Genomic DNA, 23705 nt, shown 5'->3' with positions numbered 1-23705 from the left:
CGCCGGGCTCGTCGTCAGTGCGCCGCCTTGCGCTGCGCCATGTGCCGCAGGTAAGCCAGCACGGCATCGAGATCGGCGTCGGACAGTGCCTGCGTATCGAACCCTTGCATCTTCGCCTGCGGCCAGCGGTGCAGCGACTGCGGATCGCGGATGAAAGCGCGCAGCAGGTCGGTGCGCAGGTACTCGGTGGGATTGTGCGGGAGGTTCAGATCCGGGCCGAGTTTCGCATCGCCCTCGCCGTTGAGCGTATGGCAGGCGAAACAGGTGCGCTGGAATACCGTGAAGCCCAGCTGCACGGCGCTGCCGGCGGGCTGGGACGGGTCCGGCAGGATCGCCGGGAAGCGCGCCGCCACGTCGTCAAGCCTGTGGATCGCCGCGAGCTGATATGGCCATTGCTCCGGATTCACCGGTACGCCGCGCGGCTGCGTCCAGACGATGTAGAACGGTCCGGCGCTGCCGCGATGCTGGCTCAACCCCGGCCATGGCGCTGCCGGATCCTCGATGGCCAGCCACGCTTCGCCGCCGCGCCGGTCGAGGACGAGCGCCGCAGGCATCTCGGCGGCGAAGCCGTCGCTGGCGACGAACTGCAGATGATCGCGGGAGTCGAGCCGATCGAGCAACGCGGCCAGCGGCACGGCGCGATACTGCATCGTGCGGTGGAAGGCCACGTCGTTTGGCACAGTGATCGTGCGCACGTCGGGTCGTTGCAGCAGCGCGGCGGTGGTGTAGATGGTGGCGCCATGGCCCACATCGATCTTCAGCTCGGCGGCGTGCACGAGGAAGGGCAGGGCTAGCAAGGGCAGCCAGCAGCGCAACGACAATTTCATGATGACTCCCGCGAGGATGGCGCGGCGGCGAAGGCCGGGCGCAGCGATGGTGCCACCTGAACACGCGGGCCCCAAGTGCATGGGCCGGGTGCCGGTTTTCCGCGGCGCCACGTATCGTCAGGCCCCGGAGGTGCCATGCTGTCGCCGGGCTGAACAGGCGCAGGCTTGCACGTTGAACTCACGGGCCATAGGACACACTAAGCCCTGTATCGCCGTGAGGGCGACAAAAAGTGGCGCAATCCATCGCGTCACTGAGGGGTCGGTCTTTCCTCCCCTGGAGGCCACCTGACAAACCCCATCCGTCCTCCCCTGGCGGATGGGGTTTTTTTTTTTGCGCGCCGTCATCGCATATGCGATGGCGGCGCCATGGATAATGGCCGGGTGCAACCGCACGTTCGCCTGAAGCCATTGATGATCATCGACTCGCTGCTCGATACCGATTTGTACAAGTTCTCGATGATGCAGGTGGTGCTGCATCAGTACCCCGCAGCGCAGGTCGAGTACCGCTTCAAGTGCCGCAATCCGGGCGTCGATCTGGTGCCGTACATCGGCGAGATTCGCGCGGAGCTGTCGGCGCTGTGCCAGTTGCGCTTTGCACCGGACGAACTGGATTACCTGCGCACGTGGCGCTTCATCAAGAGCGATTTCGTCGATTTCCTGGGCCTGTTCCAGCTCAATGAAAAATATGTGGAGATCCAGCCTGCCGGCAGCGGGCCGGATGCGGCAGGCCACGGCGAGATCGAGATACGCATCTGCGGACCCTGGCTGCACACGATCCTGTTCGAAGTGCCGTTGCTGGCGATCATCAACGAGGTGTACTTCCGCAACACCAGTGGCGGTATCGATAAGGTAGAGGGGCGCAGGCGGCTGCACGAGAAGATCGCCTGGCTGCGCGACACCCCCGGCTACGCCGGCTGCCGGATCGCCGACTACGGCACGCGGCGGCGCTACTCGCGGGTATGGCACGAAGAGGTGGTGACCACGCTGCGCAACGAGCTGGGCGGACAGCTGGCCGGCACCAGCAACGTATGGCTGGCGCGCAAGCTCCACCTCACTCCGCTGGGCACGCTGGCGCACGAATACCTGCAGGCGCACCAGGCGCTGGGTCCGCGCCTGCGCGATTCACAGGTGGCGGCGCTGGAGGCGTGGGCGAAGGAGTATCGCGGCGATCTCGGCATTGCGCTGTCGGATGTCTACGGGCTCGACGCCTTCCTGCGCGATTTCGACATGTACTTCTGCAAGCTCTTTGATGGCACCCGGCACGACTCCGGCGATCCGTTCGAGTGGGGCGAGAAGGTACTGGCACACTACGCCGCCAACCGGGTCGACCCGCGCAGCAAAGTGCTGGTGTTCAGCGACGGCCTCGACATTCCCCGGGTGATGCAGCTGTACGCGCATTTCCGCGACCGCTGCGTGCTGGCTTTCGGGGTAGGCACCAACCTGACCAACGACGTGGGTCCGCAGCCGCTGAATATCGTGATCAAGATGATCCGCTGCAACGGCCAGCCGGTGGCCAAGCTCAGCGATTCACCCGGCAAGAACATGTGCGAGGACCCTGCGTACGTGGCCTATCTCCGCCAGGTATTCGACATTCCACTGTCCCAGGGCTGAGCGAGAACTGCGCCGCCGAACCCGGATGACCGTTGCTTGCCACGGTTACGCCTTGCGGGCGAAGCAGCCGCTCAGCAGGAGCAGGGCCAGGATGGCGGCGGTGGCGGCGAGCAGCAAACTCATGACGGCGGTTCTCGTTCGTTCTCAACGAAGATAGGCCGTCTATACCGCCAAACGCAAATAGCCGGATCGGCGTTGCTTATAACGCGCCGATGGCGGACGCCTCGGCCGTGCGACGGCTGATCAGGCCACCGGGACGCCACTGGTGCGGCGATGGCGTATGCTGCTGGATTGAACGATCAAGACGGAGCCCATCATGTCCAGCGTTTACGATTTCACTGTTCGCGATATCGATGGCAATCCGCGCTCGCTTGCCGAATGGCGCGGCAAGACCCTGTTGATCGTCAACGTCGCTTCCAAATGCGGTTTCACGCCGCAGTACCAGGGGCTGGAAAATCTGTGGCAGGACCAACGTGACCGGGGCCTGGTCGTGCTGGGTTTTCCATGCGACCAGTTCGGCCACCAGGAGCCCGGCGACGAGGCCGAGATCAAGGCCTTCTGCAGCACGCAATACGACGTGACCTTTCCGATGTTCGCCAAGATCGAGGTGAACGGCGAGCAGGCCGATCCGCTCTACAAGTGGCTGAAAAGCGAGGGCAAGGGCATTCTGGGCAGCGAGTCGATCAAGTGGAATTTCACGAAGTTCCTGGTCGGCGCGGATGGCCAGGTGGTGAAGCGCTATGCGTCCACCGACACGCCGGAGAAGATCGGCAAGGACATCCTGGTCAGGCGGGCCAGCTGACAGTCCGGCGTGGGCGCGTTAGTTCGCGTCCGCCTGATTCGCAGACACGCATGGCCACGGCGCCGATGCGACACGGAGTCCCGTCGCACGGTCGCATTACGCGCGCCTGAAGGGGTCTTCCTGCAGCGTTCTGGTAAACTTGCGCCTTCGTGTCGGCGCCTGGCCGGCGGACTTGAACCCATACGCGAGACCTCCATGCAGATCGCCCAGAATTCCGTTGCGGCTTTCCATTACACGCTCACCGACGACCAGGGCATGGTCATCGACAGCTCCGAAGGGCGCGAGCCGCTGACCTATCTGCACGGCAGTGGCCAGATCGTGGCGGGGCTGGAAAAGCAGATGGAAGGCCGTACGGTCGGTGACAAGTTCAACGCCGAGGTGACGCCCGAAGAGGGCTACGGCGTTCGGCACGCGGAACTGATGCAGGAAGTGCCCCGCGAAGCTTTCCAGGGCGTGGAGGACATCCAGCCGGGCATGCAGTTCCAGGGCCGCGGTCCGCAGGGCGAGATCAACGTCACTGTGACCCGGGTCGAAGCCGACAAAGTGTTCATCGACGGCAACCATCCGCTCGCCGGCAAGACCTTGCATTTCGCGATCGAGGTGACCGAAGTGCGCGCTGCCAGCGAAGAGGAGCTGTCGCACGGGCATGTGCACGGCGCCGGTGGCCATCACCATTGAGCTTTGCCTGATGCCGTGTCTTCACGGCTGCAGGAGGAGCTTCGCCGCGGCGTCTTGTTGACGCCGCAGCCGTCACGGCAGGGGCGCGAATGCACGGACGCTTGCGCATTGCCATTGTGGGGTACGGCACCGCCGGCCAGGCCGCGGCGCTGTTCCTTGCCGCCCAGGGACATGCGCTGAGCGTGTTCGAGCAGGCGGCTTCGCCGGGGCCGGTCGGCGCCGGTTTTCTGTTGCAGCCGACCGGCTTGTCCGTGCTGGCCCGGCTCGGCCTGCTCACGCCGGCGCTGGCGTCGGGCCAGCGGATCGAGCGGTTGCACGGCTGCAACGATCGGGGCCGCTGCGTGATGGACATGCGTTATGCCGATCACGCGCCCGATTGTTTTGGCCTGGGCCTGACCCGCGGCAGCCTGTTCACGTTGTTGCGCGATGCCTATGCCGATGCGCCGGACATCCACACCGGCGTGCGCATCGTGTCGGTCGATGCCGCAGGCGGCCGCCTGTACGACAGCGCCGGCCGCAGCCACGGCCCGTTCGATCTGGTCATCGCCGCCGACGGCGCGCATTCGGTGTTGCGCGACGCGGCGCCCTCGCTGGTGCGGCGGCACCCGGTTTATCCGTGGGGCGCCGTGTGGTGCCTGTTGCCGGCCGAAGGCTGGCCGCTTGGCGACGTGCTGCAACAGCGCTACGGCGGCGTTCGCGAGATGATCGGGGTGCTGCCGGTGGGCCGGCGCGCCGATCGGGAAGGGCGCTGGCTGACCTTCTTTTTCAGCTTGCCGGGCGCCCAGGTGGATGCGTTTGACGCGATGGCGTTGACCAGGCTTCACGAGCGCGTCGGTGCGTTGTGGCCCGAGATGCTGCCGCTGCTGGCGAACATCGACTCACCCGGACAACTCCATCGCGCACGCTACCGCGATGTGCTGCTGCACCGGCCAGCGCTGGGCCGGCTGGTGTTCATCGGCGATGCCGCGCACGCGATGAGCCCGCAACTGGGCCAGGGCGTAAACATGGCCTTGCTGGATGCGGCCGCGCTCGCGGATGCCTTGCACGAAGCGCCCACGATGGACGCGGCGCTGCACGGCTACAGCCGCCGACGACGTTCGCATCTGGCGGTGTACCAGTGCCTGAGCCGCTGGCTGACCCCGCTGTTCCAGTCCGAACGCGATGTGCTGGCGTGGTTGCGCGATGTCGGCTTCGGGCCGCTGGGGCGTATGCCGCTGGCCAGGGGCCAGATGCTGAAGATCCTCACCGGCAGCAAGATGGGCTGGTGGCGCTGAACCGGCTTTCGGCCGGATCAGTACCACTCGAGCAGCGAAATGCCCACGCCGGCATAGGTGGCGTTGTGGTTGTAGTCGATCAGGCTTTCGCCGTAGCCCTTGAAGACCTCGGCGTAACCGCGCAGGTTGCCCGCGACCGGGAAACTCCAGCTGAACTTGGCCGCGCCGTGCTGACGGCTGCCGCCCCGGAACGAGTCGCGCAGCATCAATCCGAACTCCTGGCCCCGCCATTCGTGCACGATCTGCACTTCGCCGCGCCCCATGTAGTTGCTGATGTCCGGGTTGTCGTCGGTGCTGCGCGACTCCGGAATGCGCCACCACGGCGTGAGCATCACCGTCCAGCCGTTGCGTTCGAAGCCGACCTTCGCCATTACCCGGTTCCAGCTGCGCGATTGCGGGTTGTCGCGTCCGTTGGATTGGTGGTCGATGCCGATGCCCAGCATCCGACCGGTCCAGCCGAACACGTGATAACTGGTATCGAACACCAGCATGGCCTCGGGTTCGTAATCGGTCTCGCGAAACGGGCGCGACTGTTCCGAGTTGTAGACCTGCCACCGCGACGATTGGGTGTAGCCCACCCACAGGTCGCCGCTGTCGCCGAACATGCCCTGCCAGACCTTGGTCTTCAGGCTCAGCTGGAACTTCGCTTCCACGTTGTCCAGTTGCTCACCCTGTGGCACGACGTTGTCCGGGTTGGGGCTGGAAGGCAGCCTGTTCTGGTTGCTGGTGGCGAACACCGGCAACACGTACACCGGCTTGTAGCCGCGTACGTTGAAGGTGCCCAGCTTGCTTTCCGACGTCAGTTCCCAGCGGCTGTCGAGGAGCGACAGCGGCCGGGCCACTTCGGTGTTGGTTTCCACGGCGGCAGTGGATTCCTTGCGGTCGCGGTTGAAAATGCTCGGCGTGGACGTGTCCGCGTCCGTGCGTTTTTGCGCTATCGGCAGGTTGACGCGGCCGGTCGCATGGTCGTAGCAGGCCAGCCGCTGCGCGTCGCTTTCGATGGCAGTGCAGGCACGGATGTCGGTAGGGTCGGGATTTTGCGCGTGGGTGGCAGCAGCAAACAGGCCGGCAGTGAGCGCCAGCGGCAAGGCAATGGTGCGAGGTTTCATCAGCAGCGTATTTCCAGGGATGGACGATCGAAGTCTAGGCCATGCACCCGGGATCGCGTGAGGCCAGGTCGTCGAACCCGACAAAACGGAAGCCGGCCATGAGCGAACTCATGGCCGGATCGGCGGCATGACACGTTTTAGAGCTGTTTGGTCCAGTTGTTGTATTCGGTCTTGCTGACCTTGCCGTTGCGGTTGCGATCGGCGTTGATGAAATCGTTGGCCAGCGGCGGGTAGGCGACGGCCTGTTCCTCCGTGATCGATTTGCCGCCACCGGACAATTGCTCGAAGTCCGGTGCCGGGCCCGCGGTGGGGGCGGGCGGGGGAACGCTGCGCACGACGACATCGCCTTGCGGAGTGTGATAGGTGTTCTGGCTCGCGCCCGGCGCTGCGTCGGACATGCCCGAGGCGGCCGGTGCGCCCGCCGTCGTCGGCGTGCTGGACGGCATGGGCTCGCCCGGTGCAGGTGCGGGAGCCGGCATCGGCGCGGCGGAGGAACTAGATTCCGCCGGGGCGGCAGGCATCGGTGGAGGTGTTGACTGCCCGGACTCGGCCGGGGTGGGTGCTGGCATCGGTTCGGCTGACGAGGCCGGTTCGGCGGGCGCCGTGGGTGTCGGCGTTGCCGGCGGCATCGGCGTCGATGTGGCGGGCGCGGGCGGCATGTCCTGTGCGATCAGTGCCCCGGTGAATATCAGCGCACCCGTGGCAAGTGCGGTCAATAACGGCTTGCGGGATTTCATCATCAATTCTCCATGCCAGAATACTTCGGTGAGTTCATGCGGATGGATTGATTCGGGTGCGGCCTTCGTTGCCGGTGGCCCCACTCGCGATTACGCTACCAAGGGTTTTGTCAATGCCGGCTCCCTATCCTGATCATCAGCCCGTGAAGCTGCCGTGTCGTTCGACCGGGCTTCAGGCAGGGGCGCCATGCTGAGCCCCGCGCAGGCGCGTTTGCTGCAATTGCATGCGCAGGGGCTGCTGCAGCCGCCAAGGCGCCGTCCGCATCGCGACGACGTGGTGGCGATGGTCGAGCGCATGCGGCTGCTGCAGATCGACACCATCCACGTGGTGGCGCGCAGCCCCTATCTGGTGCTGCACGCGCGGCTCGGCGCCTACCCGACGACGTGGCTGGACGAGGCACTTGCACAAGGCCGGCTGGCGGAGTGCTGGGCCCACGAGGCGTGTTTCGTCAGCGCTGCCGACATCGCATGGCATCGCGGCGGCCCCGATCAGCGCATGCATCACTGGGCGCACCGGAGCGCGGCACGCATGCATCGCGAGCAGCGCGCGGACATGGATGCGATGCTGGCCGGCATCCGCGTTTCCGGCCCGGTGCGGGCGGCCGACTTTGCGCGCAGCGAAGCCATGGCCAAGCCGGGCTGGTGGGAGTGGAAGCCCGAAAAACGCTGGCTGGAAGCATGGTTCGCCCTGGGCGAGCTGATGGTGGCCCGGCGCGACAACTTCCAGCGGGTATACGACCTGGCCGAGAACGTGCTGGCCCGGCTCGATCCGCCGTTCGATGCCGCCGCGGCCGACATGCTGGACGCAGCGGCTCTGCGCCGGCGCGCCATCATCGACAGCGTGCGAGCGCTCGGAGTGACGCAGGCGGCCTGGATCGCGGACTACTTCCGGCTCAGGCCCAGGGTCACCGACCGCGAACTGGCTCCTTTGCTGGCCACCGGCGAATTGCTGGCGGTGCCGGTGCGGGGCTGGGTCGCGCCCGGATACGTGCACCGCGATCACGCCGACGCGCTTGCCAAAGCCCGGCGTGGCCGCCTGCGCGCCACGCATACCGCGCTGCTGTCACCGTTCGATCCGCTGGTGTGGGACAGGGCGCGGGCATTGGCGATGTTCGATTTCGAATACAGCATCGAGTGCTACACCCCGGCCGCGAAGCGGCGCTACGGCTATTTCGTGTTGCCGATCCTGCATCGAGGCCACATGGTGGGCCGGCTCGATGCCAAGGCGCATCGCGGGGAGGGCGTCTTCGAAATCAAGGCACTGTTCCTGGAACCCGGCGTGACGCCGAACCCGACCCTGCTGCAGGCGCTGGCCAAAGTGATCGCCGACACGGCGCGCTGGCACGGCACACCGGTCGTCCGGCTGGGACGAACCCGGCCGGCGACCCTGATGAAACCCCTGCGGCAGGCTTTGAACACCAGCCGGCAAGTTGCATCCGACTGACGCCATCCGGACGGATCACGGCGTGCTGCTGGCCGGTGCCGGGTTTTCCGTGCACGACTTGCCATGCAGGGCCTGGCGCAGTTGCGTTGCCAGCGAATTGCAGCGGGCCGCGAGCTGCGGGCGAACGTCCGGCTTCTGGGAATCGCGCAGCAGGCTGGTGCGCATCGCCTGATAGCGGGATTCCACCTGGTCGGGTGCATAGATGGCCGCCGCGCGATGGCAGGCGATATAGCTGGACAGATAATCGTCGCAGGCGGCGATGCCGGTGCTGTCGGGCAGGCCGGCGTCCTCGCTGGGCGGGTTGCGGGCGCTCGCGGCATGCTCGGCATGGTTCGCGCTGCGGGTCGTGGTAGTGGACGGGGCCGCCGTGGTCGAGCTGCTCGTCGTGCGCGGCGCGGGCTGCTGATGGGCGCAACCGGCCAGCAACAGGCCGGTGATCATCAGGGCCGGAGTCAGACGGGACAGAATGGGCATGATCAGCGCTCCTTGACATGGCGACCGTACCGCCGGGCCGGATGGCCTGGCGGGGGCGGGTCGGATAGTTGTCGTACTAGACAGGGTTCGAGGTCAAGAAAACCTGAACGTGTCGCCGGGCCGTCGAAAACCGATCTACTCGTTTCGACTATTCGCGCATGACGGGAGCAGTTCAGGCGTTTGCAGAGCGATGGCGCGGCTTTCCCGGAAGGTTGGCCGGTCTGGGCGGCTGCAGGGCGGCCTTGATGGCGGGTTTTTTCGGGGCCGCGCCCGGACAGTGATCAGGGCTTGACAAATCACTCGCATGCAAGAAATCCGTTATGCTGGCCCCACTGCGCTGCTTGGCCGCGTGTGGTGCCCGGGGAAAATCCTGAATATGCCCGTTGCACCCAACCCTTCGCATGCTCAGTAAACCGTCGGCCCGTTGGGGCCGGTTTGTCTAAGCGAATGGATAGGATCGGAGTGAGTCATGTCGGATCGTGAAGTGGGTACCGTCAAGTGGTTCAATGACGCCAAGGGCTTCGGCTTTATCAGCCGCGAGAATGGCCCTGACGTGTTTGTGCATTTCCGCGCCATTACCGGCTCGGGTTTCAAGAGCCTGCAGGAAGGGCAGAAGGTGAGCTTCAAGGTCGTTGATGGCCAGAAGGGCCTGCAAGCCGAGGACGTCACTCCCGTTTGATGCGGTGGGAAATCCCTTGAAGAGGCCGGCGCATGCCGGCCTCTTTTTTGTGGCCGCTTTTGTAGTGATCGCGGCAATTCGCTAGCCTGTCCGGATGTCCGATCAGTCCGTGGGTAGCTCAGCCTTTTCCGTGTCGCCGGCCGTGGCCGCGATCGAGACGACGGTCATTCCGGTGACTGTCGCCGACGGCTCGCGTTTCGAACTGCTGTGCATCCAGCCAGGTAGTACCTGCCATCGGCTGCTGTACTGGCTGCCGGCGATGGGCATATCCGCCCGGCAGTACCTGCCATTGGCCGAGGCGCTGGCGGCGCGCGGCGTGGCGGTGATCGTGCACGAATGGCGCGGCATAGGGTCCAGCGATCGGCGGGCGAGCCGCCGCTGCGATTGGGGCTATCGCGAACTGCTGGAATGGGACCTCGCCGCGGGCATGGCCGCAGTGCGAGAGCGCTGGCCGCACGCCACGTGCTGGCTGGGCGGGCACAGCCTGGGCGGCCAGTTGGCCGCGCTCCATGCCAGCCTGCATCCAGCCGAGTTCGCCGGCCTGGTGCTGGTCGCCAGTGGCGCGCCGTACTGGCGCCGCTTCCGGCACGGCTGGTTGGTTGGTGCAGCCTACGCGCTGGCGCCGTGGTTGGCAGCGCTGCAGGGTTATCTGCCGGGGCGCCGGATCGGCTTCGGTGGCAACGAGGCGCGCGGGGTGATCGACGACTGGGCGCGCAGCGGCCGCAGCGGACGCTATGCAGCGGCCGGCATGGCGCGGGATTTCGAGCAGCAAATGGCGTCGCTGCATCTTCCTTTGCTGGCCCTGCGTCTGCGCGATGACTGGCTCGGGCCGCAAGCATCGCTGGAGTGGTTGCTGGGCAAGCTGGGATCCGGCGAGCGCAGCGTGGATGTCATCACGCCGCAGGACCTTGGCGTCCCGGCCGATCATTTCGGCTGGATGAAAATGCCGTCGCCGATCGCCGCGCGCATCGCCGCCTGGATCGCCGCGCACGACACAGCGTTCGCCACGCGCAGCGAAACCGATGCTTGATTCGATCGGTCCCAGCCTGCATCTCGGGGGGCCAACCCCACCGCACCGGACGCACCGATGAACCTGTTCGACCCGTTTCCCCAGCGCAGCCTCAGCCTGCGCAATCGCCTGGTCGTGTCGCCGATGTGCGAGTACTCGGCCATCGATGGTGTTCCCAACGACTGGCACATGGTGCATCTGGGCAGCCGCGCCGTGGGTGGCGCGGGCGCGGTGATCGCCGAGGCGACCGCGGTATCCGCGCAGGGCCGCATCTCGCCGCAGGACGCCGGCTTGTGGAATCAGGCCCAAGTCGAAGCCTGGCAACCGATCACCCGATTCATCCGGTCGCAGGGCGCGGTGGCTGGCGTGCAACTGGCGCATGCCGGGCGCAAGGCCAGCACGTTGCGGCCGTGGGACGGACACGGCCCGGTGCCTGCCGGTCAGGGCGACTGGCAGACCGTGGCGCCATCCGCGCTGCCGTTCGATGCGGGCTGGAACGTGCCGCTGGCGCTGGACGAAGCCGGCATCGCGGCCGTGATCGCGGATTTCCGGGCTACCGCGCAACGTGCGTTGGCGGCCGGCTTCCAGTTGATCGAACTGCACGCTGCCCACGGCTACCTGCTGCATCAGTTCCTGTCGCCACTGAGCAACCGGCGCAGCGACAACTACGGCGGCAGCTTCGAGAATCGCAGCCGCCTCGTGCGCGACATCGTCTGCGCGGTGCGCGAGGTATGGCCGCAGGAGCTTCCGCTGTGGCTGCGTATCTCTGCCACCGACTGGGCCGACGAGGGTGGCTGGGATATCGAACAGAGCGTGCAGCTGGCGCGGCAGGTCGGGCCGCTCGGCGTGGATCTGATCGACGTCTCCAGCGGTGGCCTGTTGCCGCATGTGACGATTCCACTGGCGCCGGGCTACCAGGTGCCGTTCGCGGCGCGCATCCGGCACGAGGCCGGCATCGCCACGGGCGCGGTGGGGCTGATCACCGAAGCCGAACAGGCCGCCGCCATCATCGCCAACGGCCAGGCCGATGTCGTGCTTTTGGCCCGCGAAAGCCTGCGCGATCCCTATTTTCCGCGCCGGGCGGCGCAGCTGCTGGGTGCGCAGATCAAGGCGCCGGTGCAATATCAGCGGGCATGGTGATGATGGAGCCCATGATGGAAGCCACTCCGACGCTTATTGCCGACGCCCGCGTGCACGACCTGGGCGAGGGTTTCATGGTGCGGCGCATGTTGCCGGTGTTGCAGGCTCGCCATGTCGGTCCGTTTGTGTTCTTCGATCACATCGGGCCCGCGACTTTTTCCGCCGGCAAGGGCATGGACGTGCGCCCGCACCCGCATATCGGCCTGGCCACGGTGACCTGGCTGTTCGATGGCTCGATCCGTCATCGCGACAGCCTGGGCAGCCTGGCCGACATCCGCCCCGGCGAGGTGAACTGGATGACTTCCGGTCGGGGCATCGTGCACTCCGAACGCACGCCGCCGCAGGAGCGCCAGGATGGCCACAAGCTGCACGGCATCCAGGTCTGGGTGGCACTGCCGCAGGCCGATGCCGAGGCAGCGCCGGAATTCCATCACCATGATCGCGATGCGCTGCCGCAGATCCGGCAGCCCGGCGTGGCAGCCGTGCTGATCGCCGGCAGCGCCTATGGCGAGCGCTCGCCGGTGAAGGTGTTTGCACCGATGTTTTTCCTGGAGGTGTCGCTGGCCGCCGGGGCCGAACTGGCGTTGCCGCCGGAGCATGCCGAGCGTGGCGTGCACGTGGTCGAGGGCGCGGTCCGCTGGGGCAGCCTGGACATCGGCGCGACGCAGATGGCGGTGCAGGCAGGCCCGTCGGCGCCGACGTTGCGGGCGCATGAGGCGAGCCGGCTGATGCTGTTCGGTGGCGCGCCGCTGGATGGCGAACGCCATCTGTGGTGGAACTTCGTCGCCAGCACGCGCGAACGCATCGAGCAGGCCAAGGCTGACTGGCTGGCGCAGCGTTTCGGCAAGGTGCCCGGCGACGAGGTCGAGTTCATTCCGCTGCCGGACTAGTGGTGTCGATCAACGGAGTAGCCGTCCATGCCCAGCTTCACCAGCTTCGCCGAGTTCTACCCGTTCTACCTGAGCGAGCACAGCGATCGCCGCTGCCGACGACTGCATTTCATCGGCAGCACGCTGGTGATCGGAGTGGTCGCGCTGGCGGTGCTGAGCGGCCAGCCGCGCTGGCTATGGCTGGCGCCGGTGTTCGGCTACGGCTGCGCCTGGGTCGGCCACTACGTTTTCGAAAAGAACCGCCCGGCCACATTCAAGCACCCGCTGTACAGCCTGCTCGGCGACTGGGTGATGTACGGGCAGATGTTGCGCGGCAAGGTCAGCTTCTGACTGACTGCCTTGCTGGCCCGACCGCGGGTCGTCCGGATGTCAGCGATATTGCTGATGGCAGCTCTTGCAGGTGTCGCCGACCGGCTTGACCGCAGCGGCCAGCGCCGCACAGTCCGTGGGTGCGGCCTGCACGGCCTGCTGCAGGTGGCCTTGCAGTTCGCCGGCCTTGTCGGTGAACGCCTTCTCGTCGATGCCGAACACCGGCACGATGTCGGTGGCGGTGGATTGCATGCGCTGCAGATGCTGCTGGCTCTTCACCGGATCGCATTGTTTCGCTTTCAGCGCGTGGCTCAGTGCGCCCATGTGATAGCCCATCGTTTCCATCACCGCCTTGGGCATCGGGTTGCGTGCGGCCAGTACGCTCATGACCTGGGTTGTGCCGAGCACGCCAATCACCAGTCCCAGCAAGATCATCAGGGCTACGCGCATCGGTTTCATGTCCCAAGTCGGCAAGAAGTTCTCAAGAATAACCCGGACCGGTAGGTTGCAGGCATGCGCGCACGATAAAATGGCCACTGCATCGCCACAGGGCCGCACCGTGATATACGCAGAAAAGACCAGCGCAGGCGTCGCGGCATGAACACGATCGATTTCCCGGCCGAACGCTTCGCCGGCGTGGAGCGCCTGTACGGAACCGGCAGCGTCGCCACGCTGGCGCGCGCCCATGTGTGCGTGATCGGCATCGGTGGCGTGGGTTCATGGGCGGCCGAGGCGCTGGCGCGCAGCGGCGTGGGCCGGCTCACCCTGATCGATGCCGACGAGGTCTGCGTGTCCAATACCAATCGCCAGCTGCATGCGCTGGATGGCGAGTACGGCAAGCCCAAGGTCGGCGTCATCGCGGCGCGCGCGCACGCGATCAACCCGACCATCCGGCTGGAGGCGATCGAACGCTTTCTTACCCCATCCACGCTGGACGAGTTGCTCGACCGCGGCTACGACGTGGTGCTGGACGCCTGCGACGCGTTCCGGGTGAAGCTGGAGACGATCGCCTGGTGCCGGCGGCGCAAGTTGCCGATCGTCAGCGTCGGTTCGGCCGGCGGGCGCACCGACGCCACCCAGATCCGCGTACGCGACCTGTCGCGTACCGAGCACGATGCGATGTTCAGCCTGATCCGCAAGAAGCTCCGCACGGATTTCAACTTTCCGCGCAACCCGGATCGCTACTTCGGCGTGTCGGCCGTCTATTCGCTGCAGAACGTGCAGTACCCGCAACCCGACGGCACGGTGTGCGGCACGCGGCCGCCCGGTAGCGACGCGCTGAACCTGGCTTGCGGCGGCGGGCTGGGCGCCGCCACCCACGTCACCGGCGCGTTCGCGTTCGCCGCGGTGGGCAAGGTATTGGAAAAACTGCTGGCTACCCCGTAGGAGCCCGCTCGCGGGCGATGCTCTTGCTGTGAATCTCCAAGCATTAAAGCCAGAGCCTCGCCCGCGAGCGGGCTCCTGCACGGTGGGGGATGGCGCTCACCACCCCATGTAGTGGCCACCGTTGATCGCCAGGTTCGCCCCGGTGATCCACGCCGCCTGCTCGCCGGTGAAGAACGCCACCGCGTGCGCGATTTCATCCGGCCGTCCCAGCCGCCCGACCGGGATCTGCGCCACGATCTTCTCGCGCACTTCCTCGGGCACGGCCATCACCATGTCGGTGCCGACGTAGCCGGGCGAGACCGTGTTGACGGTGATGCCGAACTTCGCGTTTTCCTGCGCCAGCGAGATCGTGAAGCCATGCATGCCGGCCTTGGCGGCCGCGTAGTTGGCCTGGCCGTACTGGCCCTTCTGGCCGTTGATCGAGCTGATCTGCACGATGCGCCCCCACTTGCGCGCGCGCATGCCCTCGATCACCGGACGGGTGACATTGAAGCAGGCGTTCAAGTTGGTGTTCACCACGTCTATCCACTGCTGGTAGCTCATCTTGTGGAAGGTGGAGTCGCGGGTGATGCCGGCGTTGTTGACCAGGATCTCCACCGGCCCGCACTTTGCCTCGATCGCACGGATCATCGCCTCGCTCGCGACCGGGTCGGAGACGTCGCCCTCGACCATGCACACTTCGATCCCTTCATTGGCCATCGCCTTGTGCCAGGCCTCGGCCTTGGTCGCGTCGCGGTAATTGGTGGCGACCTTGTGGCCCTGGCTGGCCAGGTAACGAACGATCGCACTGCCGATGCCGCCGGTGCCCCCGGTGACCAATGCCGTACGTTGGGTCATATCCTTGATCTCCTGTGAGGTGAAGCAGAGGCTGTATCGGCAGGATGCCGGGGCTTTGCTGCCATCCCGCGACACGCCGATACATAACCTGCTTTATAGCGTTTCAGCTCACAGAGTGACCGCTGCAATGCGGCAAAAGTGCCGGGTCGAAATCCGCCAGCGCGCGCGCCAGCAGGTCGCCCGCGTCCATGGCGCTGGCGCTTGCCGGCACCGACAGGAAGGCCAACGCTTCCCGCAAGGCGGGCAACGGGTCGGCCGGGTCGACCGGGAGCGCCTGCTCGGACTTGGACAACTTGCGGCCATCCGCTCCCATCACCAGCGGCAGGTGCCGATAGGTCGGCGTAGGCAGATCCAGGCAGCGTTGCAGCCAGATCTGCCGTGCGGTGGAATCGAGCAGGTCGCTGCCCCGCACCACGTCGGTGATGCCCTGGTACGCATCGTCCACCACGCAGGCCAGCTGGTAGGAATAAAAGCCCTCGGCGCGGCGTATCACGAAATCGCCGACGCTCCCGCGCAGGCTTTCGCGCTGCGAGCCATGCAGCGCGTCGTCGAATGCCACGTCGATATCCGGTACACGCAGCCGCCACGCCGGTGGCCGATCGGGATCGGCCGCAGCCACGCAGTGCCCATCCCGGTGCAGGCCGCCGCCGGCAGCGAGCTCGCTGCGGCTGCACCAGCACGGAAACAACTGGCCGGCCGTGCGCAGTTGCTCGAACGCCACGTCATACGCCGCAATGCGCTGCGACTGGAACAGCGGCGGCGCATCCGCGACGAGTCCGAACGCCGGCAGTGTCCCGATGATGCCGGCGGCCGCACCGGAAACTTCGCGCGGCGGGTCGATGTCCTCCATCCGCAGCAGCCATTGCCCGCCAGCATGCCGCGCGCACAGCCAGCTGCCGACGGCCGCCACCAGCGAGCCGAAATGCAGTGGTCCGGTGGGCGAGGGGGCGAAGCGGCCGCGATAGGTCATACGGCCATTTTAAGGCACGCATCCGCCCCCGGTGGGGGCCGCCAGCCCTTGAAACTGTGCACCCGCGCCCCGAATTTTCATCCACGCGCCAGGGTCGGCATCGGCGCGTGTCCCCTTCATGACTGCCACACCCAGAGAGACAGCCATGCGTCGCATTGCATTGTTCATCGGCACCAACCTCGCCGTCCTGCTCCTGCTGAGCATCGTCTGCCACCTGTTCGGCATCGACCGGATGGCGGCTGCCCGCGGCTATGGCGGCATGACCGGCCTGCTGGTCTACGCCGCCGTGTTCGGCATGGGCGGCGCGTTCATTTCGCTGGCGATGTCCAAGATGATCGCCAAATGGTCCACCCACGCGCGGGTGATCACCCAGCCGCAGAACGAGACCGAGCGCTGGCTGGTCGACACCGTACGCCGCCACGCGCAGAACGCCGGCATCGGCATGCCCGAGGTGGCGATCTACGAAGCGCCGGAGATGAACGCCTTCGCCACCGGCATGACCAGGAACAGCGCGCTGGTGGCGGTCAGTTCCGGCCTGCTGCAGCAGATGGATCGCGAGCAGGTCGGCGCCGTGCTCGGTCACGAGATCGGCCACGTGGCGAACGGCGACATGGTCACGCTGACCCTGATCCAGGGCGTATTGAACACGCTGGTGATCCTGGCCGCCCGCATCGTGGGCCAGCTGGTCGACAGCTGGCTGTCGGGCGGGCGCAACGACAACCGCGGGGGCGGCGGCATCGGCTACTTCGTGGTGGTGATGGTGCTGCAGGTGGTGTTCGGCCTGTTCGCCTCGATCATCGTCGCCGCGTTCTCGCGCTGGCGCGAGTTCCGCGCCGATACGGCGGGTGCGCAGTTCGCCGGCCGCGGCGCGATGATCTCCGCGCTGCAACGGCTGAAAGGCAATCATGGCGAGAGCACGCTGCCGCAGACGATCGCCGCCTTCGGTATCTCCGGCCCGCTGACGGACGGCCTCAAGCGATTGTTCATGAGCCACCCGCCGCTGGACGAGCGCATCGCGGCGCTGCAGAACGCCAGCTAGACACCACAACCCGTAAACTTTCGAATCCGCCATTCCTGCTTGCGCCGGCATGGCGAGCCACAACATTCAACCTCCACGCAACAACGGAACATCCACGCATGAACGCACCCGCCGAAACCCGCAAGTTCGAAGCCGAAGTCGCCCAGGTGCTGCACCTGGTCACCCATTCGCTGTACTCGCACAAGGAGATCTTCCTGCGCGAGCTGATCTCCAACGCCTCCGACGCCTGCGACAAGCTGCGCTTCGAGTCGATCGCCAAGCCCGAGCTGATGGCCGGCGACAGCGAGCTGCACATCGACGTGAGCTGGGATCCGGACGCGCGCACCGTCACCATCCGCGACAACGGCGTCGGCATGAACCGCGACGAGGTGGTGGCGAACATCGGCACCATCGCCAGCTCCGGCACCAAGCGTTTCCTCGAAGCGATGTCGGGCGAGCAGAAGGCGGACGCGCGGCTGATCGGCCAGTTCGGCGTGGGCTTCTATTCCGCCTTCGTGGTGGCCGACAAGGTCACCGTGCTCAGCCGCCGTGCCGGTGCGCCGGCGGGCGAAGGCGTGAAGTGGGAGAGCGACGGCAAGGGCGAGTACTCGCTGGAGCAGGTCGAGCAGGCCGAGCGCGGCACCGCGGTCACCCTGCACCTGAAGGCCGACGAGGACGAGTTCCTCAAGCGCTGGCAGCTGCGTTCGCTGATCACCAAATACTCCGACCACGTCGCCTTCCCGATCCGCATGCCGAAGGAGAAGGACGACAAGCCGACCGACGAATGGGAAACCATCAACGCGGCCTCGGCGCTATGGACCAAGCCGAAGTCCGAGATCAGCGACGACGACTACCAGAGCTTCTACAAGTCGCTGGGCCACGACTTCAACGACGCGCTGGCGTGGACGCACAACCGCGTCGAGGGCAGCCAGAGCTTCACCACCTTGCTGTACATCCCGTCGCAGCCGCCATTCGACCTGATGATGGGCGGCCGCGACGAGCGCAAGGGCCTGAAGCTGTACATCAAGCGCGTCTTCATCATGGACGCGGCCGAGGAACTGCTGCCGAACTACCTGCGCTTCGTGCGCGGCGTGGTCGACGCGGATGACCTGCCGCTCAACGTCAGCCGCGAGATCCTGCAGCAGAACCGCCAGCTCGAGCGCATCAAGTCCGCCTGCGTGAAGCGCGTGCTCGACCTGATCGAGAAACTGGCCAAGGACGAGCCGGAGAAGTTCACCACCTTCTACAAGGCGTTCGGCAACACGCTCAAGGAAGGCATCAGCGAAGACGCCAACAACCGCGAGCGCATCGCCAAGCTGCTGCGCTTCGCCTCCACCAAAGGCGAGGGCAGCGCGCAGACCGTCTCGTTCGACGACTACATCGGCCGCATGCCGGTAGGCCAGGACACCCTCTGGTTCATCACCGCCGACAGCTACGCGGCCGCCATCGGCAGCCCGCAGCTGGAAGCGTTCAAGGCCAAGGGCACCGAAGTGCTGCTGATGTCCGACCGCATCGACGAATGGATGCTCGGCTCCCTGAGCGAGTACAGCGGCAAGAAACTGCAGAACGTCGCCAAGGGCGAACTGCCGCTGGACGAAGCCGACAAGAAGAAGCAGGAGGCATCCGCCAAGGAGGCCGAGCCGCTGGTCAAGAAACTCAAGGACCTGCTCGGCGACCGCGTCGGCGACGTGCGCGTCTCCGCCCGCCTCACCGATTCACCGTCCTGCCTGGCGCTGGCCGACTACGAGATGGCCCCGCACCTCGCCCGCCTGCTGCGCGAAGCCGGCCATGACATGCCCGACAACAAGCCTACGCTGGAGATCAATCCGCAGCATGCGCTGCTGAAGCGCGTCGAGGCGGAGACCGACGAAGCGAAGGCGAAGGACCTAGCCACGCTGCTGCTGGAGCAGGCGGAGATCGCGGCCGGTGCGCAGTTGCCGGATCCATCGGCGTTCGTGCAGCGGTTGAATCGGGTGTTGCTGGGGTGAGGCGCGGGGCGCCTTGCTGACAAGAAGAGGCCCGCCATCGGCGGGCTTTTTCTCGGCTCTCTCTCCCTCCGGCGACCGAAGAGCGTCCCCTTGTGGGTGAGAGGGTTGGGGAGAGGGTTCGGCTCTCGCCACGAACCTGCCGGCGGAACCGGCTTCTTGAGAGAGCGAAGCAAGAGCTTTCGGTCCGCTGCGCGGCCCGAGTCACTTTCTCTTTGCGTGGCCAAAGAGAAAGTAACCAAAGAGAAAGGCCACCCCGCTTGGCGCTTGCCGGGCATCCATGCCCGGCAAGTCCGTGAGCTGGGGCCGGGCTTTTCGACAGCACTCCCCCCGTTTTTGCCTGTGAACCGCGGCTTCTTCATGGGAACCTGCCGGGCGACACATGCCAGGGAGTTCCGCTTCAGAGGTGCCTAGCTGGCGGGGGGGCTTACGGCTCTCAATAGTCGGCAGGTGTTCGATAGTATGCGCAAGGCCGGTTGGTCGAAGTCAGGCCCAGACAGCATGGCGTCGATGGCAGAAGGGGGAAACGGAATGTTTGCTTACTACCTCGAACTGGCTGTGCGCAGCTTGCGGCGCAATCCTGGCCTTACGGTGCTGATGGTCCTGGCGATCGGCTTTGGTGTGTCGGCGTCCATGACGATGTATGCGGTGTTCCGTGGCGTGTCCGCCGATCCGATTCCGTGGAAGTCGTCAAAACTGTTCGTACCGCAAATCGATGCCTGGGGACCGGATCACCGCGAAAATGGCGAGCCGCTCAGCAAGCTGACCTATATCGATGCTATGGCGCTCATGCATCAACATCGGGCCTTCCGCCAATCGGCGATCATTGGGGTGTCTCGACTGATAGTGCCGCCGCGAGATAACCAAAACGACGGCCTGTTCAACGCCTCCGGCTATGCTGTCTTCAGCGACTTTTTCCCCATGCTGGATGTGCCGTTCCACTACGGCGGCGGCTGGAGCGCGGACGATGACGCGCGTCAAAACCCGGTCATCGTGATCGGCGATCACTTGAACCAGGTGATGTTCGGTGGCGGCAACAGTGTCGGCAAGACCATCGCGATCGACGACCACATCTATCGTGTCGTGGGTGTGCTCAGGCACTGGAATCCGCAGCCGGAATTTTTCTTTCTCCGCCGGTTCCGCAGAGACGGGCCTGATTTCTTTTTGCCATTCCAAACCGAGATTTCGAATAGCGCGCAAGGCCGCGGCGAGATGGGCGCGACCTGCGGGCCCAGTGACGGTTCAGTCCAGACATTCAAGGAACTATTGCGTTCGGACTGTGTGTGGATCTCGTACATGGTCGAGCTGGACGATCAAGCAGCGGTGCGGGCGTACCGGCAATACCTCGATGCGTACGCCAGCCAGCAACAACAGCTGGGTCGCTTCCAGTGGGGGCCGAACAATCGCCTGCGTGACCTGCCGGCATTTCTTGCTAATGAGCATGTTGTACCCAGTGATATCCCGGTGTCGCTCGTGGTGGCGCAAGGTCTCTTGGTCGTATGCTTGCTGAATGCCATGGGGTTGCTATTCGCGAAGTTCCTCCGACGTAGCAGTGAGATCGCCGTGCGGCGCGCACTCGGTGCATCGCTGGTATCCATCTATGCCCAATTCCTCATTGAGGCGGCTGTGATTGGTGCCACGGGAGGCCTTCTCGGGCTGCTGTTGACAGTCATAGGCGTGCTCGGCATCGGGGTAGTGATGCCGCCATATCTCGCGGCGTTGGCGCAAGTTGATCCATCTTTGCTGGCACTCACGCTGCTGGTGGCAGTGACAGGCACCCTGCTTGCCGCCCTGTATCCGACCTATCGGGCGTCGCGTGTGCCGCCTGCGTTGCAGCTCAAGGGATAGTGAGGACTGCGCCGTGAACGTCCATCCAATCATCGCGGCATTGCGGCGACAGAAGGTCGCGGCACTGCTCATCGTGCTGCAAATCGCGCTGACTTTGACGATTGTCGCCAACGCATTTTTCATTATCGGCAACACCATCGAGGACATGATTCGCCCGACCGGAGTGGAAGAAGATGGCTTGATCTGCGTTGTGCAGGGATTGACAGGTATCTCTGGCAGTGATGCCGCCGTTATCGAGAAGATAGATGCGCTGGAGCGCGCAGATCTGCAAGCCATACGGAATCAGCCCGATGTGCTGGAGGTTGCGGCGTCGATGCAAGGCGGTAACGTGGGCGTCATTTCGCTTGACGCGGATCGCAAAGGCAAACTCCTGCATGCAGACTACTTTTATGGAGACGAGCACTTGCAATCGACCTTAGGGGTGCATCTGATCGCCGGTCGGGACTTTTTTTCGAGCGAGATTCGACACGGCCATGCACTCCCGGATTTACCGGTCGTCATCGTGAGCAAACCCCTGGCCGATCAACTCTTTCCGAATGGCAACGCACTCGGTCAGACGATATTCCAGGACGGCAACGCTGCCACGATTGTGGGCATTGTCGGACCGCTGCAGTCATCTGGGGACGGCAATCCGGACTATTACTCGGTAATCGAGCCAAAGCGGGTAGATGCCTTCTGGCCGAAGTATTACGCGCGCGCGCGCCCCGGTCGCACAGCATCGGCGCTACGCGAAATCCACACGGCACTTTTTGCATTGAATCCGATTCGCCAAATGCCTCGTGGCGCCGGCATCTACACGTTTGCCGAGGAACAGGCCAGGGGTACGCGCGATGAGCGCGGCATCGCGATTCTGATGGCTGTGATTTGCGCCATTCTGCTGAGTGTTACCGCCGCAGGCATCGTCGGCCTGACCAGTTTCTGGGTAAGTCAGCGGCATCGGCAGATTGGCGTACGGCGAGCACTTGGTGCCAAAAAGATCGACATACTGCGTTATTTCCAGATTGAGAACCTGCTGATCGTTGGATGCGGATCGACACTTGGCGTGCTGTGTGCCTTTGGCCTCAACGGATGGTTGATGAAGCACTACGAAATGACCCACCTGCCGCTCTTCTACGTAGCCATAGGCGCGCTTGTCATGCTTTTGCTTGGTCAGGCCGCCGTCCTGATGCCAGCGCGCCGCGCCTCCAAAGTACCGCCGATCGTTGCGACACGATCCGTTTGAGCTTTGGCGAAAAGGAATCAGCTTCCTGCCGGTTCCCGCTATGTGACCTATCGTCTCCAACTCACTGCCGCACAGGGCCCGGGTAGAGCGGCGGGCCATCCTGGCCGGCACTCGGTGCACTTGATGCGCGGAGGATGTGAACGGATCCAGACTTTGAATAATTCAGCCGCTGAAGCGAGCCAGGTATGTCACCGGATCGAGCTTGCAGTGGGTTTCTATCGAGCCAGGCAGCTGAAATACCCTGGGCTTCTCGCGAAAGTCGAAGAGTCTATACAGACGGTACCTGTCTGCGTCGGCGTTTGATCGAGCGATTTCGTTGCGGCTGACGTAGAACGGTGTTAGCTCACCGAATGCTGTTGTCTTGACCTCTATCAGGCGTTCGCATCCATTACTTTCAAAAGAGAGGATGTCGTAGCCCAAGCCATCGCCTTGGCTTGCTGCAACATGCTCGATGCGTTCACTCAATGCTTTTTTGCCTTCGGCGTGCAACCTGCGTGACTCCAGTTCAAGCACGAACAGTTCGCCCGCGCGGCCAAGCGAACGGTTGCGAGCCTCGCGTGCAAGATAGTCGCGACGTACAGGCAGAAAATTGGGCGCGTATTCCGCAGCGGCTTCGCGAACCTTCGTGGGTTTCGGTGCAGGTACCCATACGGCAAGCGAATCGCTTACTGGAATTTCGATAGCAGGACGCTCAACGGCAGCTTGAGCTGCAGCATCGATGACATGATTTTCCGCCAGTTGCGATTCCACGACGCCCAGAAGTTCGAGCTGGTAATTGAAGCGAGGCTTGTAACCATTGATGCTTGGATAACCCAGCGCGAGCAGGACGGCGCTGATATTGCAGTGCTTGAACTCCACAGATCCGCGACTGCGGCCATCGAGTTTCTGCATCAACGCTTCGGCGTACTCGGTCTTGTTGTAGCGCTGACCATTGAGCTCCAGCGCGAGCATCGTGAGATACGAGGCGACACAAGCCTCTACCTCTATCCGCGTCCAGCTATCGCCTCTAGCCATTTGATGGGATCCCCAATCGATGCTCTCAAGTATAGACAGGTAGCTCATTGTCACAGTCGGAGGGGCAACGCATCGACCACGTTGCTTGGGGTTGCATCGCTGCATCCGTGTGCATGGTCAGTATTGCTGGACTCCCCTGAGCGCTCCCTGGCGCAGCCACCGTACTGCAACATCCCTGCCGGAAAACCGGCCAGCCAAGCTCGAAGATCCGCTGGCAACGGTTTCGACCCTCGCGCGCAAGCCAGAAACTCCGAAGCGCAAGGCTCAAAGCCTTGCGCGCGAGGGTGAAAGCCTTGCGCTCGAAGGTTGTCGGCATGTGCGCAAGGTGGTGAGCCCTGCGGTCGGGGTTTCGAACCTTGACGTTTCAGGCCTTCGAACCTTGCGCACGATGTTCAAAGGCTTGAGCACGATGCCGAGAGTGTCGCGCGCGACGCAAACAGGC

24 protein-coding genes are annotated in these 23705 nt (G+C 64.7%); 16 read left to right on the top strand and 8 right to left on the bottom strand.

Annotated elements, in window-relative coordinates:
- Positions 1-14 precede the first annotated feature (14 nt).
- Complete coding sequence (locus tag ACFPME_RS03100) at positions 15-827, bottom strand: cytochrome c (protein WP_377301909.1); 813 nt, start codon at positions 825-827, stop codon at positions 15-17.
- Between the two features lie 411 nt (positions 828-1238).
- Between ACFPME_RS03100 and pncB the strand changes: the two genes are divergently transcribed.
- The 4 genes from pncB to ACFPME_RS03080 all read left to right on the top strand — a co-directional run bounded on the left by pncB (position 1239) and on the right by ACFPME_RS03080 (position 5192).
- On the top strand, positions 1239-2438 hold the full coding sequence (gene pncB, locus ACFPME_RS03095; protein WP_377301907.1) for a nicotinate phosphoribosyltransferase: 1200 nt from the start codon (positions 1239-1241) through the stop codon (positions 2436-2438).
- A 316-nt stretch (positions 2439-2754) separates the two neighbouring features.
- Positions 2755-3240 carry a glutathione peroxidase gene (locus ACFPME_RS03090; RefSeq protein WP_377301905.1) on the top strand — a complete coding sequence of 162 codons (486 nt, stop codon included), beginning with the start codon at positions 2755-2757 and terminating at the stop codon, positions 3238-3240.
- A gap of 195 nt (positions 3241-3435) precedes the next feature.
- On the top strand, positions 3436-3918 hold the full coding sequence (locus ACFPME_RS03085; RefSeq protein ID WP_377301903.1) for an FKBP-type peptidyl-prolyl cis-trans isomerase: 483 nt from the start codon (positions 3436-3438) through the stop codon (positions 3916-3918).
- Positions 3919-4019: 101 nt separating this feature from the next.
- The gene (locus ACFPME_RS03080) at positions 4020-5192 is read left to right on the top strand and encodes an FAD-dependent oxidoreductase (protein ID WP_377301901.1); all 1173 of its coding nucleotides are present in this window, start codon (positions 4020-4022) and stop codon (positions 5190-5192) included.
- Between the two features lie 17 nt (positions 5193-5209).
- On the opposite strand, the gene ACFPME_RS03075 is transcribed toward ACFPME_RS03080, so the two are convergent.
- Together ACFPME_RS03075 and ACFPME_RS03070 are read right to left on the bottom strand one after the other, a co-directional pair.
- A complete protein-coding gene (locus ACFPME_RS03075; RefSeq protein WP_377301899.1) occupies positions 5210-6301 on the bottom strand; it encodes a phospholipase A in 1092 nt (363 codons plus the stop codon).
- A gap of 137 nt (positions 6302-6438) precedes the next feature.
- Complete coding sequence (locus tag ACFPME_RS03070; protein WP_377301897.1) at positions 6439-6636, bottom strand: hypothetical protein; 198 nt, start codon at positions 6634-6636, stop codon at positions 6439-6441.
- Positions 6637-6664: 28 nt separating this feature from the next.
- Between ACFPME_RS03070 and ACFPME_RS03065 the strand changes: the two genes are divergently transcribed.
- Positions 6665-7171: a hypothetical protein gene (locus ACFPME_RS03065; protein ID WP_377301895.1), complete on the top strand. Its 507-nt coding sequence runs from the start codon at positions 6665-6667 to the stop codon at positions 7169-7171.
- 54 nt (positions 7172-7225) lie between these two features.
- Positions 7226-8482, top strand: a complete 1257-nt coding sequence (locus tag ACFPME_RS03060) for a winged helix-turn-helix domain-containing protein (protein ID WP_377301893.1) — start codon at positions 7226-7228, stop codon at positions 8480-8482.
- 15 nt (positions 8483-8497) lie between these two features.
- On the opposite strand, the gene ACFPME_RS03055 is transcribed toward ACFPME_RS03060, so the two are convergent.
- Entirely contained in the window at positions 8498-8956 is a 459-nt protein-coding gene (locus tag ACFPME_RS03055) for a hypothetical protein (protein WP_377301891.1), read from the bottom strand.
- Positions 8957-9425: 469 nt separating this feature from the next.
- Here ACFPME_RS03055 and ACFPME_RS03050 point away from each other — a divergent pair, with 469 nt between their 5' ends.
- The 5 genes from ACFPME_RS03050 (at position 9426) to ACFPME_RS03030 (ending at position 13004) form a co-directional block, all read left to right on the top strand.
- Positions 9426-9635 (top strand): cold-shock protein, encoded by a 210-nt coding sequence (locus ACFPME_RS03050; RefSeq protein ID WP_007507924.1) that lies wholly within the window; start codon positions 9426-9428, stop codon positions 9633-9635.
- 94 nt (positions 9636-9729) lie between these two features.
- Positions 9730-10665 (top strand): alpha/beta hydrolase family protein, encoded by a 936-nt coding sequence (locus tag ACFPME_RS03045; RefSeq protein WP_377301887.1) that lies wholly within the window; start codon positions 9730-9732, stop codon positions 10663-10665.
- Positions 10666-10722: 57 nt separating this feature from the next.
- Complete coding sequence (locus ACFPME_RS03040; protein ID WP_377301885.1) at positions 10723-11784, top strand: NADH:flavin oxidoreductase/NADH oxidase; 1062 nt, start codon at positions 10723-10725, stop codon at positions 11782-11784.
- 14 nt (positions 11785-11798) lie between these two features.
- Positions 11799-12674 (top strand): pirin family protein, encoded by an 876-nt coding sequence (locus ACFPME_RS03035; protein WP_377302833.1) that lies wholly within the window; start codon positions 11799-11801, stop codon positions 12672-12674.
- A gap of 27 nt (positions 12675-12701) precedes the next feature.
- Positions 12702-13004 (top strand): Mpo1-like protein, encoded by a 303-nt coding sequence (locus ACFPME_RS03030; protein WP_377301883.1) that lies wholly within the window; start codon positions 12702-12704, stop codon positions 13002-13004.
- Between the two features lie 39 nt (positions 13005-13043).
- Here the strand turns inward: ACFPME_RS03030 and ACFPME_RS03025 are convergent, their stop codons facing one another.
- Entirely contained in the window at positions 13044-13442 is a 399-nt protein-coding gene (locus ACFPME_RS03025; RefSeq protein ID WP_377301881.1) for a cytochrome c, read from the bottom strand.
- 138 nt (positions 13443-13580) lie between these two features.
- On the opposite strand from ACFPME_RS03025, the gene ACFPME_RS03020 reads away from it, so the two are divergent.
- The gene (locus ACFPME_RS03020) at positions 13581-14369 is read left to right on the top strand and encodes a tRNA threonylcarbamoyladenosine dehydratase (protein ID WP_377301879.1); all 789 of its coding nucleotides are present in this window, start codon (positions 13581-13583) and stop codon (positions 14367-14369) included.
- Between the two features lie 96 nt (positions 14370-14465).
- Here ACFPME_RS03020 and phbB read toward each other — a convergent pair whose 3' ends face one another.
- On the bottom strand, positions 14466-15206 hold the full coding sequence (phbB, locus tag ACFPME_RS03015) for an acetoacetyl-CoA reductase (protein ID WP_377301877.1): 741 nt from the start codon (positions 15204-15206) through the stop codon (positions 14466-14468).
- Between the two features lie 103 nt (positions 15207-15309).
- Positions 15310-16176: a tRNA glutamyl-Q(34) synthetase GluQRS gene (gene gluQRS / locus ACFPME_RS03010; RefSeq protein WP_377301875.1), complete on the bottom strand. Its 867-nt coding sequence runs from the start codon at positions 16174-16176 to the stop codon at positions 15310-15312.
- A 145-nt stretch (positions 16177-16321) separates the two neighbouring features.
- Between gluQRS and htpX the strand changes: the two genes are divergently transcribed.
- The 4 genes from htpX to ACFPME_RS02990 all read left to right on the top strand — a co-directional run bounded on the left by htpX (position 16322) and on the right by ACFPME_RS02990 (position 22249).
- Positions 16322-17215 carry a protease HtpX gene (htpX, locus tag ACFPME_RS03005; RefSeq protein ID WP_377301873.1) on the top strand — a complete coding sequence of 298 codons (894 nt, stop codon included), beginning with the start codon at positions 16322-16324 and terminating at the stop codon, positions 17213-17215.
- 98 nt (positions 17216-17313) lie between these two features.
- Positions 17314-19182, top strand: a complete 1869-nt coding sequence (htpG, locus tag ACFPME_RS03000; RefSeq protein ID WP_377301871.1) for a molecular chaperone HtpG — start codon at positions 17314-17316, stop codon at positions 19180-19182.
- A gap of 528 nt (positions 19183-19710) precedes the next feature.
- Positions 19711-21027, top strand: a complete 1317-nt coding sequence (locus tag ACFPME_RS02995; RefSeq protein ID WP_377301869.1) for an ABC transporter permease — start codon at positions 19711-19713, stop codon at positions 21025-21027.
- Between the two features lie 13 nt (positions 21028-21040).
- The gene (locus ACFPME_RS02990; RefSeq protein WP_377301867.1) at positions 21041-22249 is read left to right on the top strand and encodes an ABC transporter permease; all 1209 of its coding nucleotides are present in this window, start codon (positions 21041-21043) and stop codon (positions 22247-22249) included.
- A gap of 162 nt (positions 22250-22411) precedes the next feature.
- Here the strand turns inward: ACFPME_RS02990 and ACFPME_RS02985 are convergent, their stop codons facing one another.
- Positions 22412-23311 (bottom strand): protein NO VEIN domain-containing protein, encoded by a 900-nt coding sequence (locus ACFPME_RS02985; protein WP_377301865.1) that lies wholly within the window; start codon positions 23309-23311, stop codon positions 22412-22414.
- Positions 23312-23705: the final 394 nt, after the last annotated feature.

Origin of the sequence: Rhodanobacter umsongensis (assembly GCF_042654965.1) — a bacterium.
Classification (GTDB): Bacteria; Pseudomonadota; Gammaproteobacteria; order Xanthomonadales; family Rhodanobacteraceae; genus Rhodanobacter; species Rhodanobacter umsongensis.
This window is presented reverse-complemented; position numbering and strand designations above follow the sequence as displayed.

What these genes read in the sequence shown, in the direction of transcription:
- ACFPME_RS03025 (WP_377301881.1), bottom strand. Translation starts at nt 13,442, where the DNA reads ATGAAACCGATGCGCGTAGCCCTGATGATCTTGCTGGGACTGGTGATT.
- htpG (WP_377301871.1), top strand. Translation starts at nt 17,314, where the DNA reads ATGAACGCACCCGCCGAAACCCGCAAGTTCGAAGCCGAAGTCGCCCAG.
- htpX (WP_377301873.1), top strand. Translation starts at nt 16,322, where the DNA reads ATGCGTCGCATTGCATTGTTCATCGGCACCAACCTCGCCGTCCTGCTC.
- ACFPME_RS03085 (WP_377301903.1), top strand. Translation starts at nt 3,436, where the DNA reads ATGCAGATCGCCCAGAATTCCGTTGCGGCTTTCCATTACACGCTCACC.
- ACFPME_RS03060 (WP_377301893.1), top strand. Translation starts at nt 7,226, where the DNA reads ATGCTGAGCCCCGCGCAGGCGCGTTTGCTGCAATTGCATGCGCAGGGG.
- ACFPME_RS03050 (WP_007507924.1), top strand. Translation starts at nt 9,426, where the DNA reads ATGTCGGATCGTGAAGTGGGTACCGTCAAGTGGTTCAATGACGCCAAG.
- phbB (WP_377301877.1), bottom strand. Translation starts at nt 15,206, where the DNA reads ATGACCCAACGTACGGCATTGGTCACCGGGGGCACCGGCGGCATCGGC.
- ACFPME_RS03075 (WP_377301899.1), bottom strand. Translation starts at nt 6,301, where the DNA reads ATGAAACCTCGCACCATTGCCTTGCCGCTGGCGCTCACTGCCGGCCTG.
- ACFPME_RS03020 (WP_377301879.1), top strand. Translation starts at nt 13,581, where the DNA reads ATGAACACGATCGATTTCCCGGCCGAACGCTTCGCCGGCGTGGAGCGC.
- pncB (WP_377301907.1), top strand. Translation starts at nt 1,239, where the DNA reads ATGATCATCGACTCGCTGCTCGATACCGATTTGTACAAGTTCTCGATG.
- gluQRS (WP_377301875.1), bottom strand. Translation starts at nt 16,176, where the DNA reads ATGACCTATCGCGGCCGCTTCGCCCCCTCGCCCACCGGACCACTGCAT.
- ACFPME_RS03100 (WP_377301909.1), bottom strand. Translation starts at nt 827, where the DNA reads ATGAAATTGTCGTTGCGCTGCTGGCTGCCCTTGCTAGCCCTGCCCTTC.
- ACFPME_RS03040 (WP_377301885.1), top strand. Translation starts at nt 10,723, where the DNA reads ATGAACCTGTTCGACCCGTTTCCCCAGCGCAGCCTCAGCCTGCGCAAT.
- ACFPME_RS02985 (WP_377301865.1), bottom strand. Translation starts at nt 23,311, where the DNA reads ATGAGCTACCTGTCTATACTTGAGAGCATCGATTGGGGATCCCATCAA.
- ACFPME_RS02995 (WP_377301869.1), top strand. Translation starts at nt 19,711, where the DNA reads ATGTTTGCTTACTACCTCGAACTGGCTGTGCGCAGCTTGCGGCGCAAT.
- ACFPME_RS03030 (WP_377301883.1), top strand. Translation starts at nt 12,702, where the DNA reads ATGCCCAGCTTCACCAGCTTCGCCGAGTTCTACCCGTTCTACCTGAGC.
- ACFPME_RS03090 (WP_377301905.1), top strand. Translation starts at nt 2,755, where the DNA reads ATGTCCAGCGTTTACGATTTCACTGTTCGCGATATCGATGGCAATCCG.
- ACFPME_RS03055 (WP_377301891.1), bottom strand. Translation starts at nt 8,956, where the DNA reads ATGCCCATTCTGTCCCGTCTGACTCCGGCCCTGATGATCACCGGCCTG.
- ACFPME_RS03035 (WP_377302833.1), top strand. Translation starts at nt 11,799, where the DNA reads ATGGAAGCCACTCCGACGCTTATTGCCGACGCCCGCGTGCACGACCTG.
- ACFPME_RS03045 (WP_377301887.1), top strand. Translation starts at nt 9,730, where the DNA reads ATGTCCGATCAGTCCGTGGGTAGCTCAGCCTTTTCCGTGTCGCCGGCC.